Here is an 18920-nt window from a genome sequence, read left to right as displayed (position 1 = left end):
CAAACGGGAATCCCGAATCCGGTTAACAGCGACATGCTTTAGTTTCGCGCGTCGATCTGCTTCAAGCATATCGGCGTGCGAAGCAGAGCCGTTCCACATATTCTGAGTGTGACACCGGCAGAAACAGCAGCAAGGACGCGGGTTCAAAGATCAACCGAACGGGCATTTTGCCATATCTGTCGACCGTCAACGTTAGCCAGATCGCGTCAGAACCGAACTCATTTGAAAGTTCATACAATTCATTCTGCTCGGAAAGCGATAGAAGAGCCAGTCCCAGAACGGCTTAGCGGTCATCTTGGGCTTGGAAGGCAATGATCAGTCTTTAAAAGCGTTATATTCGCTCAGTTCCATGAGGCGGTAGAAATCGCCCAGCGTCTTGCCGCGTTCGGCCCGGAAGAGGCGGCCTGCGTCGCTGGCCTCAACGATACGGTCGGTCCGGAATGTGCGGAAAGCATTGCGCAATTCGCACCAGCCGATAACCGTCCAGACCTTGCCCCAGAACCACAGACCAAGCGGGCGAATATCACGCTCGCTTTCGCGCGATTCCAGATCTCGATAGCGGATATTGAGTACATTGCCCTGATCGACGGCGCGTTCCACCGCGTCGATGATACGGCGTTCGTCCATGCTGATGCGGGCCGTGGGCGCATGTATCTGAGTACTTGTGATACGAGCGCGTTCTTCCTTGGGCAGAACGGCTTCGATCTTGACCAGAGCCTCTTCTGCACCACGCGCCATGGAAACGCCGCCCCAGGCGCGGATGAGGCGCGCCCCGGCAACCAGAGCGACGATTTCATCGCGCGTGAACATAAGCGGCGGGAGTTCGAAGCCTTGCCGCAGAATATAGCCGACACCGGCTTCGCCATCGATGGGGACGCCAGTCGACTGCAGATCGGAAATATCGCGATAGATGGTGCGTTCGGAGACTTCCAGCCGCTCGGCCAGCTGGCGCGCGGTGACGAGCCTGCCACCGCGCAGGTGCTGAACAATCTGGAAAAGGCGGTCTGCACGGCGCATTCCGTTTTATTCTCCGTTGCAGTATTTGGTGTTGCGCTGTTCCAGATAGCGATCCGGCCAGCCCAGATCCTTGCGCAGGTCTTTCGGCAGTCCATCGATCACACGCTCGGTGCGAATGAAACGACGGCGTTCATCATGCCTGCGCCTGTATTCCTTCAAAACTGCGATCAATGGTGCGATTGCGAGTGCCATGGTGAAATCTCCCTCATCCTTGGATACGCAGTATCGCACACCCCTCCTGACAGCTTTCTGTCAGGAGCAAATCCTTATTTCATTATCTTCCTAATATAGCGGGGCCGCAACATCATGCCTTATAGCGTGGTGCTGCTGTATAGCTGAGGGGCAGACGCCCACCATCCGCATAGATGGTCTGGCCTGTTACATAGCTCGCATCCCGCGATGCAAGAAAAGACGCTATCGAAGCAATTTCAGAGGCTTGGCCTATGCGACCCAGTGGTGTTCTTGATAGAATCCTGTTGCGGGCATCGGCGTCTGTGTTCACGGCGGAAAGCATGTCGGTCTCGATGGAGCCGGGGCCGATGGCATTGACGCGAATCCCCCAACGGGCGAGCGCTACTGCCATGGTACGTGTCAGCTGGTTCAATCCGCCCTTGGAAACGGAATAGGCGAGCTGCTCCGGCAAACCGAAGATTGCGTTGACCGATGACATGTTGATGATCGTGCCTGGATCACCGCCCGATTCGACTCGCTCCACCATGCGTTTTGCCACGGCCTGTCCGCACAGAAACGCGCCTTTGAGATTGACACGCATGACACGGTCAAAATCCTCTTCCTTGAGGTCAAGGAAATCCGCCTGATGCACGATACCCGCGTTGTTGACGAGAATATCAACCTCACCCAGATTGGTGATGGTGAAGGTCAGGAGATTGTGGACATCGAGCTTGTCCCCCACATCCGCCGCCATATGGCGAACCGGGCCGAATTGCTCCAGATCCTTGGCTGCGCGCATGGCGGCGGCGTTGTCGATGTCGGACAGGACTACGCTTGCGCCATCCATCAGGAAGCGCTTTGCTATGGCATAGCCAATACCGCGGGCAGCGCCGGTGACGATTGCCACCTTGCCTTCTAATTGCATGATCGATCTCCAATTTGCATGGAGAGTGGACCGGCGGAAACCGCCGGTCAATAGTCGGGACGGTTAAGATCAGGCGAAGGCGAGACCGGTGTGACGCTCGCGCAGAACGGTGCTGATTTCGTCCAGAATAGCCGGATCATCGATTGTGGCCGGCATCTTCCATTCTTCGCCGTCGGCAATCTTCTGAATGGTTGACCGTAGAATCTTGCCAGACCGCGTCTTGGGCAGACGCTTTACGGTCAGCGCCAGCCGGAAGGCTGCAACAGGTCCGATGACGTCACGCACCATGCTGACGCATTCCTTCTCGACCTCTTGCGGATCGCGGTCGATGTTGGATTTCAGCACGAGGAAGCCGCAAGGCACCTGACCTTTAACCGGGTCCGAAATACCAAGCACAGCGCATTCGGCAACATCGGGATGGCTGGAAAGTACCTCCTCCATCGCCCCGGTCGACAGGCGATGGCCAGCGACATTGATGATGTCGTCAGTGCGGCTCATGATGTAGAGATAGCCATCTTCATCCATGTAGCCGGCATCGGCGGTTTTATAGTAGCCGGGGAACTCGTTCAGATAGGCTTTGCGGAAACGCTCATCGGCGTTCCAGAGTGTTGGCAGGCAACCGGGCGGCAGGGGCAGCTTGATGAGAACATTCCCGAGCTGGCCGCGCTCGACTTCGTGGCCTTCATCGTCCAGCACGCGGATATCGTAACCCGGAAGACAGACAGCGGGTGAGCCGTATTTGGTTTCCAGAAGACCGAGGCCGAGCGGATTGGCGACCATCGGCCAGCCGCTTTCCGTCTGCCACCAGTGATCGATCACCGGGCAGCCCAGCAGATTTTCTGCCCAGTGAATCGTGTCGGGATCGGCGCGTTCGCCAGCGAGATAGAGGGCGCGGAACTTTGAAAGGTCGTAGCGACGCACGAAATTGCCGTCCGCGTCGTCTTTCTTGATTGCACGCAGCGCCGTCGGTGCGGTGAACATTACTTCAACGCCATGTTCGGCGATGATGCGCCAGTAGGTGCCAGCATCGGGTGTGCCGATAGGCTTGCCTTCGAACAGGATGCTGGTCGCGCCATGGATCAACGGGGCATAAACGATGTAGGAATGGCCAACCACCCAACCCACATCGGATGCGGCCCACCATACTTGTCCCGGTTTCACGCCGAAGACATTCTTCATGGACCAGTCAAGCGCCACCATGTGTCCGCCGTTGTCGCGCACGACGCCTTTCGGCTCACCGGTCGTGCCGGACGTGTAGAGTACGTAAAGCGGGTCGGTAGCATCAACCGGCGTGCAGGGAACATGACGACCGCGCGCGGCATCAACGGCCTCGCGATAGTCGAGGTCACGTCCTGCTACCGGTTCGTGCCGGTGCTGCTCGCGCTGCAATATGATGCAATGATCGACTTTGTGCTGCGCAAGTGAAATCGCCTTATCGAGCATGGCCTGATAGGGCACGATGCGGGTAGGCTCGATACCGCAGGAACTGGCGATGATCATGACTGGCTTGGCGTCGTCAATACGGGTTGCGAGTTCAGTGGCGGCAAATCCGCCGAAGACGACGGAATGGACTGCACCGATACGGGCCGATGCCAGCATGGCGACAGCCGCTTCGGGGACCATCGGCATATAGATCAGAACGCGGTCGCCTTTCGATACACCATTGTCGAGCATGACGGCGGACAGCGCTTCCACTTCTTCCAGCAGTTCGCGATAAGTGAATTTGCGCATCGTGCCGGTGACGGGGCTTTCATAGATGAGCGCAACCTGTTCACCGCGCCCTTTGGCGACATGGCGGTCGAGCGCATTATAGCAGGTGTTGCACTGCGCACCCTTGAACCAACGTCCATAGACACCTTCGTCGCCCGCAAAAACCTGGTCCCATGGCTTGAACCAGTCGATTGCCTGCGCCGCTTCAGCCCAGAAACGTTCAGGATCGGCCTGCCATGCGGCATAGGTTTCGGCATATTTCGAAGTCATGCTCTTCCTCCCAGAAGCATGCGCAACGCCACCCGTCGGGCGGTTGTCGCTTCCTGATTAGTCTGCTGACGAAAGCGCAAGATCGACCTGTTCTGGTCTATCTCCTCCATGCGCTTTTCATCACCTCCGCATGCAGTTTACGCCGCCCGGCGGCGGCTCGTCCATGAAACTTAAGATGAAGATGGAACCTTGTCGGTAAAAGGGTTGTGTCTGTTACACGCATCTTGCAGCGACGGCCTGTCTGCGTCACAAGGAGGCAGAGAGGTGATTTGTGACCAAAATTCTGCCTGTGCTGCTTGTTCTTCTGATGGGGCTGCACATCATCAAACCGCTTGGCCTGCCGGGCCTGAAGCAGCGCGGCGATTTCTGGAAGATCGCAGTCATCGCCATATTGATCATGGCACTGGCGGTGGGGTTCCACTTGCACGAAGGCTGAAGAAAAGCCCGGCTGACATGGCCGGGCTCTTGTTTCTCAAGACAAGTCAGGCTGCTTTTTCAAGATCTTTTTTCCAGCCGCCGGTGGCAGCCAGACCGTTCATCTTTGCCCGATGTGCGAAAGCCCGCTGACCAGCAGCGATGTTTTCATCCTTGCCGCCCCAGGCGTCCAGCGCTGCCGCCTGCAGGGCACGGCCATAGGAGAAAGTCATTTTCCACGGCATGTCAAAGCCCGCATTCATCGCAGAAAGGTGGGCGGTCGCTTCCTCGCCTGTCTGGCCGCCGGAAAGGAAGGCGATGCCGGGCACTGCTGCCGGAACTGTGTTGCGGAAACAGCGGACAGTTTTCTCCGCCACTTCCTCGACGGAAGCCTTGCGCGTTTTCTTGCCGTCGATGACCATATTCGGCTTCAGGATCATACCTTCGAGCCTGACGCGAGCATCGTAAAGTTCCGTAAACACTGTCTTCAGAACCCATTCCGTCACTTCGTAACAACGGTCGATGGTATGATCGCCCGGTCGGCCGTCCATCAACACTTCGGGTTCGACAATCGGGACGATGTTTGCTTCCTGGCAAAGCGCTGCATAGCGGGCGAGCGCCTGTGCATTCTGTTTCACCGCGCCCCAGCTGGGCAGGCCATCGGAAATCGAGATCACTGCGCGCCATTTGGCGAAACGGGCTCCAAGTGCGTAATATTCATTGAGCCGTTCGCGCAGACCGTCCAACCCCTCTGTGATGGTTTCACCGTCGAAACCAGCAAGCGGCTTGGCACCAGCATCGACCTTGATGCCCGGAATAGAACCCGCCTTGCGGATGATTTCGACAAGCGGTGTATCATCCTTGGCCTTCTGCCTTATGGTTTCATCATAGAGAATGACGCCAGAAATATAGTTCTTCATCGCTTCGTCCGAGCGGAACAGCATTTCGCGATAGTCGCGGCGCGTTTCTTCCGTCGAGGCGAGATGAATCGAGTCAAAGCGCTTCTTGATGGTGCCCGAGCTTTCATCGGCGGCGAGAATACCTTTTCCTGCTGCCACCAGTGCAATCGCAATGTCTTCAAGACGTTCAGTCATATGCAATGCTCCTTCTATCAAAGCGATGAGGGAGTGTTGGTTAAAACTATGGCGAGCGCAAGCCATTGAAACGGTTGAAAAAAATTCAAACGGTTTAGGTGAAGCAAGTTTTCCTAAACGCCGTCAGATTGGTTATCTCAGGTTTTTCCCGAAACTCGTTTTGATATCCGCCTCTCAACCCCCATGTAAGAAACCAGTGAGAAAAACCTCGCCCGTTTTCCATTGTCCAGATTTGAGGAGGAGATATGCGACGCGCCCTTTTGAGCCTGCCGTTTGTTCTGGCAGCATCAATGGTTGTCCTGCCGGTGCTGGATGTTTCGGCTGAGAGCATCAATGCCGGTGGCAGGAAGGCCGAAGCAAGTGCTCCGTTTACTGCAACGTCGGTTGCCGAATTCGATACGCCCTGGGCTATCGCCTTTCTGCCCGATGGCAGACTTTTATTGACGGAGAAGGGCGGCAAGATTTTCATCGTCACGCAATCGGGTGACAAAACTGCTGTCGATGGTGTGCCGGAAGTGGCATTCAGTGGCCAGAACGGCCTGCTCGATATTGCGCCTGCTCCGGATTTCGAAAAGGGCAAGGCAGTCTACTTCTCCTATAACGAACCGGCGAAGAACGGCAGCAGCGTCGTTCTGGTGCGCGCTGTGCTGGATGAAGGTGACGGCAAGGCAGCGCTGCAGGACAAGACCACGATCTGGAAACAGGATGCGGTGGCTCGCGGCGGACAGCCGGGCGGCATTATTGCATTCGAGCCGGATGGCAAACATCTGTTCCTTTCCGTCGGCGACCGCATGTTGCCTGCAACCGCGCAGGACGATGAGGCTCCCATGGGGAAAATTCTCCGCATGAATCTCGATGGTTCCGTGCCGAAGGATAATCCGCATGCGGATGCGGGAGGTGTAAGGGCATTGACCTGGTCAACCGGCCATCGCAACCCGTACGGACTGGCCTTCGGCCCCGATGGAAAGCTCTGGGAGCACGAGATGGGCCCGCGTGGCGGTGACGAGTTCAATCTCATCAAGCCCGGTCTTAATTATGGCTGGCCTGTTGTTTCCAATGGCGACAATTATAGCGGCAGGCCGATCCCGCGCCATAGCACACGTCCGGAATTCGAGCCGCCATTGGTGTACTGGACGCCGGTTATCGCTCCGGCCGGGCTTGCCTTTTACGAGGGAGACATGTTCCCCGAATGGCGCGGCTCAGCTTTGATCGGAGGGCTTTCGGTCATGTCGCTGGTGCGTGTCGTGATCGACAAGGATGGCAAGGCGGACGAAGCCGAGCGCTTTGAAATGGAAAACCGTATCCGCGATGTGGCTGTCGGTCCCGACGGGGCCATCTGGCTGATCGAGGATGACAATCCGGGACGTCTCCTGAAGCTGACCCCCAAAGCATGAAGAAAAAGCCCCGGATTTCCGGGGCTTTATTTGTTCTTATACATTCTTCCGCGCAAAACCGCTTCACGCTTTTGCTGGAAATGCTCTACTTCTTCAGCACATCAACGCCGGGGAGGGGCTTGCCTTCCATCCATTCGAGGAAGGCGCCGCCTGCGGTCGAGATATAGGTGAAGTCGTCGGCTACGCCAGCATGATTGAGGGCTGCGACCGTATCGCCGCCGCCGCCGACCGAAACCAGCTTGCCAGCCTTGGTGCGGGCGGCGACGTGTTTTGCGGTCTTGACCGTCGCGGTGTCGAACGGACGCAGTTCGAACGCACCGAGCGGACCGTTCCAGACAAGCGTGGCCGCATCATCGATGGCCGAGGCGATCAGATCGGTCGAGAGTGCCCCGGCATCGAGAATCATGCCGTCGCTTGGAACTGCATCGACTCCATAGGTCTTGTTCGGCGTATCGGCTGCAAAGTGCCAGCCCACGACAGCATCGACCGGAAGGATGATCGCGCATTTGGTGGTTTCGGCCTTGGCCATGATTTCGCGGGCGGTGTGGGCCAGCTCGTGCTCGCAGAGCGATTTGCCGACATCGTGTCCCTGCGCTGCCAGGAAAGTATTGGCCATGCCGCCGCCGATAACGAGCGCATCAACCTTTTCGATCAGGTTGGACAAGAGGTCGAGCTTGGTCGAAACCTTTGCGCCGCCGACGATGGCGACAACCGGACGAGCCGGATTGCCAAGGCCCTTTTCCAGCGCTTCAAGCTCGGCCTGCATGCCGCGTCCCGCATAGGCGGGCAGGACGTGTGCGAGGCCTTCGGTCGAAGCATGGGCGCGGTGGGCAGCCGAAAACGCGTCGTTCACATAAAGATCGCCATTGGCTGCCAGAGCCGCGACGAATTCCGGATCGTTCTTTTCCTCGCCCTTGTGGAAACGGGTGTTTTCCAGAAGCAGGACATCGCCGTCCTTCAGGGCATCGACGGCGGCCTTGGCGTGCTCGCCGATGCAGTCTTCGGCAAAATGGACACTCCGGCCAGAAATATGGGGTCCCAGCACCTTGGAGAGCGGCTTCACGACATGCTTCAGCGAATTTTCGTCCGAAGCAACGCCCTTGGGGCGACCGAAATGGGCGAGCAGAACTACCTTTGCGCCTTTCCTGGAAAGCTCGGCAATGGTCGGAACGATACGCTCGATACGGGTCAGGTCGGTGACTTCGCCATTCGCCATCGGCACGTTGAGGTCAACGCGGACCAGTACGCGCTTGGACTTGACGTCAGCATCGTCGAGAGTGCGGAAACTCATGATCTTTCTCCCAGAACTGTCTTTCGGGTGCCGGTGGAGCAGGAGAGCTCAAACAGGCAGGCGCCGGAAAAGGGTTGGATAATCGGTGACAAGCCCGTCCTCGTCGACGGGCAATTCGGCGGTGAAGGTGCGGTCGGCAGACTCGTAGCGATAGCGCCGCCCTTCCTCAAGGCAGGTATAACGCTGCTGGTCGCGCAGCGGACGGAAACTGTCGAACGGCACGTAAAGCATGTCGAGCTGAACGGTGCCGCTTTCCGGTGTGAGGCCAAGGCGGCGGATGGGCAGCGTGTTGGTGAAGGGCGTTCCCGCCAGATCGATATCGATGCAGCCATCGAACTCGGGCAATGCATCGCCAGCCATCGTGCTCCAGCGACCGTCGCCGTCGGAAACAAGCTCCAGCCGGTGCCCGGCTGTAGTTTCGATCAGGAAATGGAGGACATGCCAGACGCTGTTGCAGTCGATGCTGTAGCGCACGCCGTAGGGATTGTCTCCGCGGTCGCCAATCATCACGCTTTCAGCACGGATCGTGCGGCCTGCGGGGCCGATATTGAGATGTTCGAGCCCTTCTTCTTCCAGCGGACGCCAGCGCGCAACGGTGGGGAGAAGGGCGCGAAACATGGTCGGAGGCTTAGATCAGCTTGCCAAAGGCGACAGCGGTATCGCCCATGCGGCTGGAGAAGCCCCATTCATTGTCGTACCACGACAGGATGCGCACCATGGTGCCTTCCATAACCTTGGTCTGGTCCGTGTGGAAGACCGAGGAATGGGAGTCGTGGTTGAAGTCGTGCGAGACGAGTGGCTCATCTGTGTAGCCGAGGATACCCTTGAGGCGGCCATTGGCGGCTTCACGGATCGCGTTGTTGACTTCATCGACGGTCGTTGCGCGCTTGGCGATGAAGGTCAGGTCGACAACCGAGACGTTCGGGGTCGGAACGCGGATGGCAACGCCGTCGAGCTTGCCCTTCAGTTCCGGCAGAACGAGGCCGACAGCCTTGGCTGCGCCCGTCGAGGTCGGGATCATCGAAAGAGCTGCTGCGCGCGCGCGGTAGAGATCCTTATGCATGGTGTCCAGCGTCGGCTGGTCGCCTGTATAGGAGTGGATCGTGGTCATGAAGCCCTTTTCGATGCCGATAGCATCGTTGAGAACCTGAGCCACCGGGGCAAGGCAGTTGGTGGTGCACGAAGCGTTCGAAATGACCAGATGGTCCTTGGTCAGCTTGTCATGGTTGACGCCATAGACGACAGTCAGGTCCGCGCCGTCGGCAGGAGCCGAAACGATGACGCGCTTTGCACCAGCTTCAAGATGAAGCGCAGCCTTGTCGCGCGAGGTGAAGATGCCGGTGCATTCCAGAGCGATATCGACGCCTTCTTCCTTCCACGGCAGTTCAGCCGGGTTGCGAACGGCATGAACCTTGATCGGGCCGTAGCCGACGTCGATGGTGTCGCCTGCAACCTTAACTTCCTTGGGGAAACGGCCATGAACGCTGTCATAACGCAGAAGATGTGCGTTGGTTTCGACCGGGCCGAGGTCGTTGATGGCCACGACCTGAATATCGGTGCGGCCCGACTCGACGATGGCGCGAAGGATGTTGCGGCCGATGCGGCCAAAACCGTTAATTGCGACGCGAACTGCCATTTTCTCTTAATCTCCCGATAGGGTACTGCACATGCAGTGCTTCAAAACTCCGTCGGAACGGACAAATCGAACAGGATTCGTCCGGCCGGACTGGAATGGAAACTCAAACGCCGGCGTTTTTACGACGCCGGCGTTCTTAAAATCATGCGGCGTTGAGCTTCTTCTCCGCAGCTTCAGCGGCATGTTCTGCCGTGATGCCGAAATGCTTGTAGAGATCGTTGATCTCGCCCGAAGCGCCGAAGCCCTTCATGCCGATGAATATGCCGTTCTCGCCGATGAAGCGTTCCCAGCCGAGTGAGATTGCCGCTTCGATCGCCACCTTGACCGGCGCATTGCCGATGGTCGCGGTCTTGTAGGCATCGCTCTGCTGTTCGAAAAGCTCGAAGCAAGGAACCGAAACGACACGGGTGGCAATGCCTTTGCCTTCCAGCAGGTCGCGGGCCTTGAGTGCGATTTCCACTTCCGAACCGGTCGCGAAGATCGTCACCTTGGCATCCTTGCTTGCCGCAGCAAGTTCATAGGCGCCGAAAGCCGAAAGGTTTTCGTCGCGATGCTCGGTACGGACCGTTGGCAGGTTCTGGCGAGTCAGAGCCATCGTCGATGGCGTCTTCTTCGATTGCAGGGCAATCTGCCAGCATTCAGCCGCTTCGACAGCGTCGGCAGGGCGGAACACATTGTGGTTCGGAATGGCGCGCAAGGCGGCAAGCTGTTCTACCGGCTGGTGGGTCGGGCCGTCTTCACCAAGACCGATGGAGTCATGCGTCATCACGTAAACGACGCGGATGCCCATCAGCGAGGAAAGGCGCATAGCCGGACGGCAATAATCCGAGAAGGTCAGGAAGGTGCCGCCGTAAGGGATCAGCCCGCCATGCAGCGTCATGCCGTTCATGGCTGCTGCCATGCCGTGCTCACGGATACCGTAATGGACGTAACGCTGGCCGTAGTCTTCCGGCGTTATGGCCTTGGTCTGACTCGTCTTAGTGTTGTTCGAACCGGTGAGATCGGCGGAGCCGCCGATGGTTTCCGGCAGGACACCATTGATGACTTCCAGTGCCATTTCCGAAGACTTGCGGGTTGCGACCTTCGGCTTGTCCGCGGACAGCTTCTTCTTGTATTCGATGATGGTTGCATCGAAGTTGGAAGGCAGGTCGCCACGCATCCGGCGCTCGAATTCAGCGCGGGTGTCCGCGTTGACGGCAGCAAAGCGCTTTTCCCATTCCTGACGCTTCTTGGCGGCATTCAGACCGGCAACGCGCCAGCCGTCCAGCACTTCTGCCGGAACGACGAAGGGTTCAGCACTCCAGCCGAGCGCCTTGCGGGTTGCAGCGATTTCTTCAGCACCGAGCGGCGAGCCATGCACCTTGTTGGTGCCAGCCTTGTTTGGTGCGCCGAAGCCGATGGTCGTCTTGCAGGCGATGAGCGTTGGCTTGTCGGAAACCTTGGCCAGTTCGATTGCCTTGGCAATCGCATCCTGATCGTGACCATCAACAGCCATGGTGTTCCAGCCGGAAGCGGCAAAACGGGCTGGCTGATTGGTATTGTCGGAAAGCGTGACCGGACCGTCGATCGAGATGTTGTTGTCATCCCAGAACACGATCAGCTTGTTCAGCTTCAGATGACCGGCAAGCGCGATGGCTTCCTGGCTGATGCCTTCCATGAGGCAGCCGTCACCGGCAATCACATAGGTGTAATGGTTGACGAGGCTGTCGCCGAACTGTGCATTGAGGATACGTTCGGAAAGTGCCATGCCGACGGCATTGGCGATGCCCTGTCCGAGCGGGCCGGTCGTCGTCTCGATACCGGCGGCGTGACCATATTCCGGATGGCCTGCGGTGCGCGAACCGAGCTGACGGAAATTCTTGATCTCGTCGATGGTGATGTCTTCGTAGCCCGAAAGATAGAGCAGCGAATAGAGCAGCATCGAGCCGTGGCCTGCGGAGAGCACGAAACGGTCGCGATCCGGCCAGTGCGGGTTCTGCGGGTCGTGCGAGAGAAAACGGGTATAAAGCGTCGTCGCTATATCGGCTGCACCCATCGGCAGGCCGGGATGGCCCGAATTGGCTTTCTCTACCGCGTCCATAGAGAGGAAGCGGATCGCGTTGGCCATCTGGTTTTGTTTGTCGGAATTGGTCATGGTCTCAGCCGTCTTTCCTTGGGAGGGGTTAACGGGGTTGCGGCGATGCCTTTTGCCTGAGCACGATCCGTGTCCAAAACGGCTTCATGCGTTTCGGGATCACGCTCCAGAAGGCATCGGGACACATAGCACCTGCGTATAAGGAGTCAATAAACCGATGACTTTTGGGCAATAAACTGTCCGCGACTAATCGATTGAGTTGTGTGGAAAGCTGTAGAACAATCACCGAAAAGCCGTTTTTGCACCGATAACGGTGCATGAACGTTTAGATGCGCCCCTCATTTGTTGCTTATCGGGCGGGTGATTATTACAATCTTTTCAAAGATGCCCGTCCCGCAGGCGCGATTCGATCCCCATAAGTTGGCCCGCGAATTGGCATTGGAAAGGATATGGATGGCACCCGAAACGACCCTCAGGCAAGTCTTGGAACGGCTGGAAAAGGCACTCAATACGCTTGAACAAGCGGTCGATCTGCGGCTGGACAAAGAAGGCGACTTCGCCGAGGCCGAGGAGGAGGTGCAGCGTATGAATGCGGATCGCAGCCGTCTCGCCCAGGAACTCGATCAGTCGGAAGCGCGCGCCGAGCGGCTGGAAGCTGCTAATCGCGAGGTTTCACGCCGCCTTGTGACTGCGATGGAGACAATCCGCGCCGTTCTGGACCGATAGGAGGCTACCATAGCGACCGTAACCGTTACCATTGATGGCAAGGCCTACCGCATGGCCTGCGACGAAGGACAGGAAGAACACCTGTCCGGGCTTGCCGACCGTTTCGATCAATATGTCACGCATCTCAAAACGTCCTTCGGGGAGATAGGCGATCTGCGCCTGACCGTCATGGCCGGGATCATGGTGATGGACGAAATGGCCGAGATGCAGAAACGTATCAACGGTCTGGAAAGCGAAGTTGAAACGCTGCGCCGTGCACGTGATGAAGCGCTTGGTCGCGCTGATAGCAACGATGCTGCCTTGACAGGCATGCTGTCGGATGTGGCGTCGCGCATCGAGCAGGTGGCTTCGCGCATCGCACCACGGAACAGCTGAACTTCGTTCAGATTTTTCTGAAAAGTTTTCCTGTTAAGCCGGTGTAAGCCACTGGCGTTCCCATCGGGCAGGTACTATATTGGGCCTTGGCGAACTGCGCTTCCCGACAGGTGTAACAGCATCCCCGGGGCCTTATTGATCTCTAAGGGAGCTGTCCCTGTGAAGGCTTGCGGGCTTTCGCATATGGCGCCCACCTACTTTGTAGGTTCCCGGGATCAATCACTACCATCGGTCGTCGTGGTCGCCGCTTTCTTTTCCTCTGGCTGTCGCAGGATAGCTATGAGCTTGATCTAACGGACAATTTGTTCGTAAACATGCGCAAAGCTCCAACGATTTGCGCATCTTGATGAAATCTCCTGAAACAGCATCGCCCGATTCATCGGAAAGACTGGCCGTCGCGGTACCCATCGCATTCGTCTACGGCCTTCTGCTCTATGTCATGATCTGGTCGGGCCAATATGCGGATGCGATGCCCGTCATTGCGGGCCTGATGCTGTTACCGATGGCTGTTGCCAGCCTTGCTTCGAGCCTTTCCGACCCGCGTGCGCAAAAAAGCCTGTGGCGGCATGTCCGTATGGGATGGGCTATCATCGCCGGGCTTGTCGTTATCAGCATGGTCTTTTTCCATGAAGCAGGAATTTGCGTGGCCATGGCCGCTCCGTTTTTCATGGTGTTCTCGGCGCTCGGTTCGACGGTGACCTTGTGGATCATCCGGCAATTTCGTTCGCGTCGCACCACGACGCTGGTGATTGCGCTGCCGCTGCTCGTTCTGCCAGCCGAACTTCAGATGTCCTACATCCCGCATGATGGCGCTGTAACCACGGTGATCGAGATCGCAGCGCCGCCGGAAGTCGTCTGGCAGCAGACGGTTGAAATCCGCAATGTGCGCCCGGACGAACTGTCGTGGACATTCAGCCATGGCATTCTTGGCGTGCCGCAGCCGGTGGATGCAAGGCTGAACGGTACTGGTGTTGGAGCGGTACGCGACTTGCAGTGGACGCATGGCGTCAATTTTCAGGAAATCGTCACGCAATGGGAAGAAAATCGGCTTCTGGCGTGGGATTTCCGCTTCGGCCCTGGCTCCATACCGCCCGAGGTGGAAGCGCATATCAAGGTCGACAGCACCTATCTGAAGCTTGCGCAGGGTGATTATCGTCTTGAGCCTCTCACGAATGGTCACACGCGTCTCACGCTGACGACCCATTATCAGATCGCCACGCCGATCGATTTTTACTGTGACCTGTGGGGCAAACTGTTCCTCAATGACTTCCACGGCGTTGTTTTGAAGGTCATTCGTGACCGCTCGGAGAAGGTCGCGTATGGCGCGGGCGGGGTCACTTGACGGATTGGCTCTTTGCGGTTCCACTGCATGGTGAAAAACGGCAGCAGGGAGTGGCTTGGAATGACGGCAACGGAGCGCAGCCCCGGTCTGGAAAAGCAGGAGCTTAGACGCAAGGTTCTGGCGGTCCGTGATGCGCTTGATCCGCGCTTTCATTACGAGGCTTCGCTGGCGGCAGCCAAAAAAGGTGAAGCTGCAATTGACGTTCCCAAAGGCACCTTGATTGCTGGTTATTGGCCGATCCGTTCTGAAATCGACCCACGCCCATTATTATCGGCGCTTCGCGCCAAGGGTGCCCGGCTTTGCCTCCCCGTTGTTCTGGACAAGGAAACGATTGCCTTTCGTGAATATCTGCCTGATGCCAGATTGCGTCAGACGGGTTTCGGCACGATGGGACCGGGAGCAGATGCGCCGATTGTCGATCCTGCGATCCTGTTGATGCCACTTGCAGGTTTTGATCAGCGTGGGCATCGACTTGGCTATGGTGCAGGACACTACGACCGCGCGCTGGCGCGGTTCACGGAACGCGGATTGCAGCCACTTCTGATCGGCATGGCCTTCGACTGCCAGGAAGTCGAGCATGTGCCAAATGAGCCGCATGATATCGCGCTCAACCAGATCCTGACGGAGAGCGGCTTGCGTTCGCTTGGCGCAGGTTTATAAGGCACTCCCATGAGATTGCTTTTTCTTGGTGATATGGTGGGCCGGTCGGGCCGGAATGCAGTTTATGAAAAGCTGCCGGGGCTGATTTCCGATCTGAAGCTGGACTTCATAATCGTCAACGGCGAAAACGCCGCGGGCGGCTTCGGCATTACGGAGGAGATTTTCCACGATACCATTCGTGCTGGCGCCGACGTCGTCACGACCGGCAATCACGTATGGGATCAACGCGAGGCGCTGGATTTCTCCAAGCGCGAAGACCGCTTTCTGCGCCCGGCAAACTTCCCGAAAGGCACAGCCGGAAAAGGCGAGGGGCTTTATATCGCCAAAAATGGCGCCCGCGTTCTCGTGTCGAACGTCATGGGCCGGGTGTTCATGCATCCCGATCTCGATGATCCGTTTATCGCGGCCGAGAAAATTCTGGAAGCCTGTCCCCTTGGCGAGCAGGCTGATGCCGTGTTCTTCGATTTCCATGCTGAGGCGACGAGCGAAAAGCAGTGTTTCGGTCATTTTGTCGACGGTCGCGCCAGCGCTGTTGTCGGGACTCACACGCATGTCCCGACTGCCGATTGCCAGATTTTGCGCAATGGCACAGCTTATATGTCTGATGCAGGCATGTGCGGTGATTATGATTCCTCACTCGGCATGGACAAGGAGGAGCCACTCAACCGCTTCCTGTCGAAAGTGCCCAAAGGACGGTTCGAAGCGGCGAATGGTCCGGCTACCGTCTGCGGTGTGGGCATAGAGATTTCGGATCGCACGGGGCTTGCAGAAAAGGCCGCTCCCTTGCGCATCGGTGCGCATCTGGAGGAAACTATTCCGGTATTCTGGCGATAACGTCTTATTTTAGCTTGAAGTATGATGTTATCTATAATTAGGCCGCTATTTTAATCCGGCAGCTTTCTGCCAGTTGAATGGATTTTCCAGACTACTATCTCCTTGCAACGAGTTTTTTTGCAAGGGGACGCAACTCAATGGATTTTTTTGCCGAGTATCTGGGATTTCTTTCGACCCCTGCCGGCTGGGCCGCGCTGGTTACGCTGGTGACGATGGAAGTCGTCCTCGGTATCGACAATCTGATCTTCATCTCGATCCTTACCAACAAGCTGCCCGCCTCGCAGCAGGCGCGCGCCCGCCGCATCGGCATTGGCGCGGCGCTCATCCTGCGCCTGGCGCTTCTTTTCACGATCTCGATCATCGTCCAGCTCAAGGATCCGATCTTCGAGGCGTTCGGTCATGGCTTTTCCTGGCGTGACATCATCCTGATTGCTGGCGGCCTGTTTCTTGTCTGGAAGGCGACCAAGGAAATTCACCACACGGTCGATCCCGATGATGGCAAGGAAAATATCGGTGGCAAGGTGGCTCAGCTCACCATGGGTGCCGCCATCGTGCAGATCCTGATCCTTGATCTGGTTTTCTCGGTCGATTCGATCATCACCGCCGTCGGCATGACCGATGAGATCGCCATTATGGTCATTGCCGTGGTCGCAGCCGTTACCGTCATGCTGCTTGCAGCCGATCCGCTTTCGCGGTTCATCGCGGCGAACCCAACCATCGTCATGCTGGCGCTGGGCTTCCTGCTGATGATCGGCATGACGCTGATTGCCGACGGTTTCGGCTTCCACGTTCCCAAGGGCTATATCTACGCCGCCATGGGCTTTTCGGCGCTGGTCGAGGCGCTCAATATGATGGCCCGGCGAAAGCGCAAAAGCCAACAGTAAAAGCCAGATACAACAAGGCCACCCGTCTCATCCTGAGGCGGGTGGCCTCGTTATTTTAACGCCGTGAAACTGGTCTGTTGTGGCAATTCTCGTGCAGAGGTTCGACCATTCGCAACGCTCGCAGGCTTTGCGTAGTGTGCCTTCTGCAAAAGCGCTGCGCATTACGGCAAGCCGCTCTGCGTCGAGCCCGAAACGGTTCTGCGTGGAAAGCGTCTGGCCGAGAAGTTTGCCTACGGCCTCCAATGCCAGCCGGTCACGCTCGCGAACACTCGCTTCGTAACAATGGCAATCGCCCCCGCAGAGCAGGGGCGCGCAAATGTCGTCCGGGCCATCGACGAGAAGAATATCTTCTCCTTCGCTCAGCCGCCCGGCAATCCTGTCGTAGTTCTCGACGAAAGCCGGGCTGTAGCCTTTGCCGACAAAAGTCAGCATGCAAAGGAGGTGATGGCCGCGCAGGCGTACTGTCACCTGGCAGATCAGGCCTTGCCGTCGCGGGCGATGGCCTTGAGGATCGCAGCGCCGAGAGCCGACTTGATGAGGGCGCCGACGAGGAACGGCGTCACGCCGAAGGCAACAGCCTTTTCAAGGCCAATGATGCTGGACAGCCAGGCCGCGCCAAGAGCAAGGCAGACCACATTGGCGGCAAGGAACGAAACGAAGGCGAGGCCGACGCGGTTACCGTTCCAGCCGCGTTCGGCCAGATAGCCGGTCAGCGCGGCGATGATCGGGAAGGAAACGAGATAGCCTGCGGTCGGGCCTGCGAAATGCGGAAGACCACCAGCGCCGCCTGCAAGGACCGGAAGTCCGAGCATGGCTTCGCCGAGCCAGGCCAAAACCGTGGCCATGCCAAGACGCCAGCCATAAAGCGCGCCGATCAGCGGAACGATCAGGGTCTGCAGCGTGATCGGAACCGGAATCATCGGAACTTCGATCTGCGACGAGATGGCGAGAACCAGCGTACCAAGCGCAACGGCCGCAAGGCGCATCGCAGGGGAGCGGGATTCCAGATTGAGCGGGCTGAAGGATGGGCGCGTCTGGGTGATGGTCGTCATAGCTTCCTCAAATTATAGATAAAATTGAGATTCGATCTATATCTTCTTAAAGCTCCTGACGATAAACGCAAGAGGTGGTGCAAAGAGAACGGCGCGTGGTTGTGGGAGACGCGCGCCGAGACTCTGTCGCGCAGACGAAAATCTGCACGAGTGACCAGAATGGCGACGATGAAAAAGAGGTGCTTATCTGTGCAAGCGCCTGATCAACCGACAATCGCAAACGAATCGCGCGTCTTGCCCGATGCGGTCTTGACCGGACGGTGTCCAATCCATTGTACATGACGAGCGAGAATGGTCACTGCGCTCTCGACATCGTTCTGGCGCAGCGCCTGCAATATGGCGCGATGGTCGTGGTCGGTGCGGGTTTCCCATTCCGACCGCCAGGTCGCGAAGAGAAACCGGGCGCTGGCAGCGTGAAGATCATCGATGGCTGCAAGCAGGCGCGGCATCTTGCATGGTTCGAGGATGAGCCGATGGAAGCGGCGATTGGCGTCTTCCCAGCTTCTGACATCGCGTGACTTGTCGCCTTCCAGTGTGGCCTGTTCGGCGGCATCAAGCGTTGCCTGCGTGATGTGCGGGGCTGCATGGCGCAGCGCCAGGACTTCCAGAGCGGCCCGCATTTCCGCCACTTCCCTGATTTCGCCGATGTCGAACGATGCAACCCGAACGCCACGCCGAGGTTCGGAAACAGCAAGCCCCTGAGCCTCCAGTCGCCGGAATGCTTCGCGCACCGGCACATGGCTGGTCTCGAACTCTTCGGCAATGTGATCCTGTCGCAGTTTCGTGCCGGGCTCGATCTCACCGGCGATGATGCGGTCGGCAAGAATGCGGCTGATACGGGCTGCGATGGTTTCGCTGGGGGTGTTCTGGGCGGGCTGAATCATGAATTTATAGATAATCCGCTTTGCCTGGCGGGTCGAGCAATATTGCTTTTGTTGACAGAGATTCGGGGGGCACCGGCGCTTTTGCTGGACGAATGGGCCTGAATTCCTTATAACGCCGCCATTCTGCACGGAAAGCACTGTGGCCCGGCATGTGGCCCTTCTCTGCT

Annotated in this window: 20 protein-coding genes and 1 other RNA gene; 9 read left to right on the top strand and 12 right to left on the bottom strand. The window is 57.7% G+C overall.

Translation table 11 applies throughout. The features are described from left to right. Nucleotides 1-315: 315 nt before the first annotated feature. From CES86_RS08905 to CES86_RS08890, 4 genes are all read right to left on the bottom strand, one after another. Nucleotides 316-1017: a helix-turn-helix transcriptional regulator gene (locus CES86_RS08905; protein ID WP_010661411.1), complete on the bottom strand. Its 702-nt coding sequence runs from the start codon at nucleotides 1015-1017 to the stop codon at nucleotides 316-318. 6 nt (nucleotides 1018-1023) lie between these two features. After that, nucleotides 1024-1209 (bottom strand): hypothetical protein, encoded by a 186-nt coding sequence (locus CES86_RS08900; RefSeq protein WP_012091315.1) that lies wholly within the window; start codon nucleotides 1207-1209, stop codon nucleotides 1024-1026. A 112-nt stretch (nucleotides 1210-1321) separates the two neighbouring features. Further along, nucleotides 1322-2113, bottom strand: a complete 792-nt coding sequence (locus CES86_RS08895; protein ID WP_010661409.1) for an SDR family NAD(P)-dependent oxidoreductase — start codon at nucleotides 2111-2113, stop codon at nucleotides 1322-1324. 69 nt (nucleotides 2114-2182) lie between these two features. Continuing rightward, a complete protein-coding gene (locus tag CES86_RS08890) occupies nucleotides 2183-4093 on the bottom strand; it encodes a propionyl-CoA synthetase (RefSeq protein ID WP_094514187.1) in 1911 nt (636 codons plus the stop codon). Between the two features lie 271 nt (nucleotides 4094-4364). Between CES86_RS08890 and CES86_RS27490 the strand changes: the two genes are divergently transcribed. Beyond that, a complete protein-coding gene (locus tag CES86_RS27490) occupies nucleotides 4365-4529 on the top strand; it encodes a hypothetical protein (RefSeq protein WP_012091317.1) in 165 nt (54 codons plus the stop codon). Nucleotides 4530-4575: 46 nt separating this feature from the next. Here CES86_RS27490 and CES86_RS08885 read toward each other — a convergent pair whose 3' ends face one another. Then, nucleotides 4576-5601, bottom strand: coding sequence for a class I fructose-bisphosphate aldolase (locus CES86_RS08885; RefSeq protein ID WP_012091318.1), 1026 nt, complete (start codon nucleotides 5599-5601; stop codon nucleotides 4576-4578). A 245-nt stretch (nucleotides 5602-5846) separates the two neighbouring features. Here CES86_RS08885 and CES86_RS08880 point away from each other — a divergent pair, with 245 nt between their 5' ends. Next, complete coding sequence (locus CES86_RS08880; protein WP_012091319.1) at nucleotides 5847-6995, top strand: PQQ-dependent sugar dehydrogenase; 1149 nt, start codon at nucleotides 5847-5849, stop codon at nucleotides 6993-6995. An 85-nt stretch (nucleotides 6996-7080) separates the two neighbouring features. On the opposite strand, the gene CES86_RS08875 is transcribed toward CES86_RS08880, so the two are convergent. The 4 genes from CES86_RS08875 to tkt form a co-directional block, all read right to left on the bottom strand. Then, nucleotides 7081-8286, bottom strand: a complete 1206-nt coding sequence (locus tag CES86_RS08875) for a phosphoglycerate kinase (RefSeq protein ID WP_012091320.1) — start codon at nucleotides 8284-8286, stop codon at nucleotides 7081-7083. Nucleotides 8287-8334: 48 nt separating this feature from the next. After that, nucleotides 8335-8904 (bottom strand): putative glycolipid-binding domain-containing protein, encoded by a 570-nt coding sequence (locus CES86_RS08870; RefSeq protein ID WP_094514186.1) that lies wholly within the window; start codon nucleotides 8902-8904, stop codon nucleotides 8335-8337. 10 nt (nucleotides 8905-8914) lie between these two features. Further along, complete coding sequence (gap, locus tag CES86_RS08865) at nucleotides 8915-9922, bottom strand: type I glyceraldehyde-3-phosphate dehydrogenase (protein ID WP_010661401.1); 1008 nt, start codon at nucleotides 9920-9922, stop codon at nucleotides 8915-8917. 142 nt (nucleotides 9923-10064) lie between these two features. After that, nucleotides 10065-12056, bottom strand: coding sequence for a transketolase (gene tkt / locus CES86_RS08860; RefSeq protein ID WP_094514184.1), 1992 nt, complete (start codon nucleotides 12054-12056; stop codon nucleotides 10065-10067). 393 nt (nucleotides 12057-12449) lie between these two features. Here tkt and CES86_RS08855 point away from each other — a divergent pair, with 393 nt between their 5' ends. From CES86_RS08855 to CES86_RS08830, 7 genes are all read left to right on the top strand, one after another. After that, the gene (locus tag CES86_RS08855; protein WP_010661399.1) at nucleotides 12450-12722 is read left to right on the top strand and encodes a DUF4164 domain-containing protein; all 273 of its coding nucleotides are present in this window, start codon (nucleotides 12450-12452) and stop codon (nucleotides 12720-12722) included. Nucleotides 12723-12731: 9 nt separating this feature from the next. Further along, the gene (locus CES86_RS08850; RefSeq protein ID WP_029376275.1) at nucleotides 12732-13097 is read left to right on the top strand and encodes a cell division protein ZapA; all 366 of its coding nucleotides are present in this window, start codon (nucleotides 12732-12734) and stop codon (nucleotides 13095-13097) included. Nucleotides 13098-13185: 88 nt separating this feature from the next. Then, nucleotides 13186-13344: non-coding RNA, 6S RNA (ssrS, locus tag CES86_RS08845), on the top strand. 99 nt (nucleotides 13345-13443) lie between these two features. Continuing rightward, a complete protein-coding gene (locus CES86_RS08840; RefSeq protein ID WP_012091322.1) occupies nucleotides 13444-14439 on the top strand; it encodes an SRPBCC family protein in 996 nt (331 codons plus the stop codon). Nucleotides 14440-14499: 60 nt separating this feature from the next. Next, a complete protein-coding gene (locus CES86_RS27695; protein WP_012091323.1) occupies nucleotides 14500-15099 on the top strand; it encodes a 5-formyltetrahydrofolate cyclo-ligase in 600 nt (199 codons plus the stop codon). Between the two features lie 9 nt (nucleotides 15100-15108). Then, nucleotides 15109-15933 carry a TIGR00282 family metallophosphoesterase gene (locus CES86_RS27690; RefSeq protein WP_012091324.1) on the top strand — a complete coding sequence of 275 codons (825 nt, stop codon included), beginning with the start codon at nucleotides 15109-15111 and terminating at the stop codon, nucleotides 15931-15933. Nucleotides 15934-16070: 137 nt separating this feature from the next. Next, a complete protein-coding gene (locus CES86_RS08830; protein WP_012091325.1) occupies nucleotides 16071-16817 on the top strand; it encodes a TerC family protein in 747 nt (248 codons plus the stop codon). A gap of 27 nt (nucleotides 16818-16844) precedes the next feature. On the opposite strand, the gene CES86_RS08825 is transcribed toward CES86_RS08830, so the two are convergent. From CES86_RS08825 to CES86_RS08815, 3 genes are all read right to left on the bottom strand, one after another. Further along, nucleotides 16845-17285 (bottom strand): DUF1284 domain-containing protein, encoded by a 441-nt coding sequence (locus CES86_RS08825; protein ID WP_012091326.1) that lies wholly within the window; start codon nucleotides 17283-17285, stop codon nucleotides 16845-16847. 8 nt (nucleotides 17286-17293) lie between these two features. Then, on the bottom strand, nucleotides 17294-17869 hold the full coding sequence (locus CES86_RS08820; protein WP_012091327.1) for a biotin transporter BioY: 576 nt from the start codon (nucleotides 17867-17869) through the stop codon (nucleotides 17294-17296). Nucleotides 17870-18072: 203 nt separating this feature from the next. Continuing rightward, nucleotides 18073-18753 carry a GntR family transcriptional regulator gene (locus CES86_RS08815; RefSeq protein WP_012091328.1) on the bottom strand — a complete coding sequence of 227 codons (681 nt, stop codon included), beginning with the start codon at nucleotides 18751-18753 and terminating at the stop codon, nucleotides 18073-18075. Nucleotides 18754-18920: the final 167 nt, after the last annotated feature.

Origin of the sequence: Brucella lupini, assembly GCF_002252535.1 — a bacterium.
Lineage (GTDB): Bacteria > Pseudomonadota > Alphaproteobacteria > Rhizobiales > Rhizobiaceae > Brucella > Brucella anthropi.
Note: the sequence above shows the minus strand (reverse complement) of the source record. Positions and strands in the feature narration are given on the sequence as shown.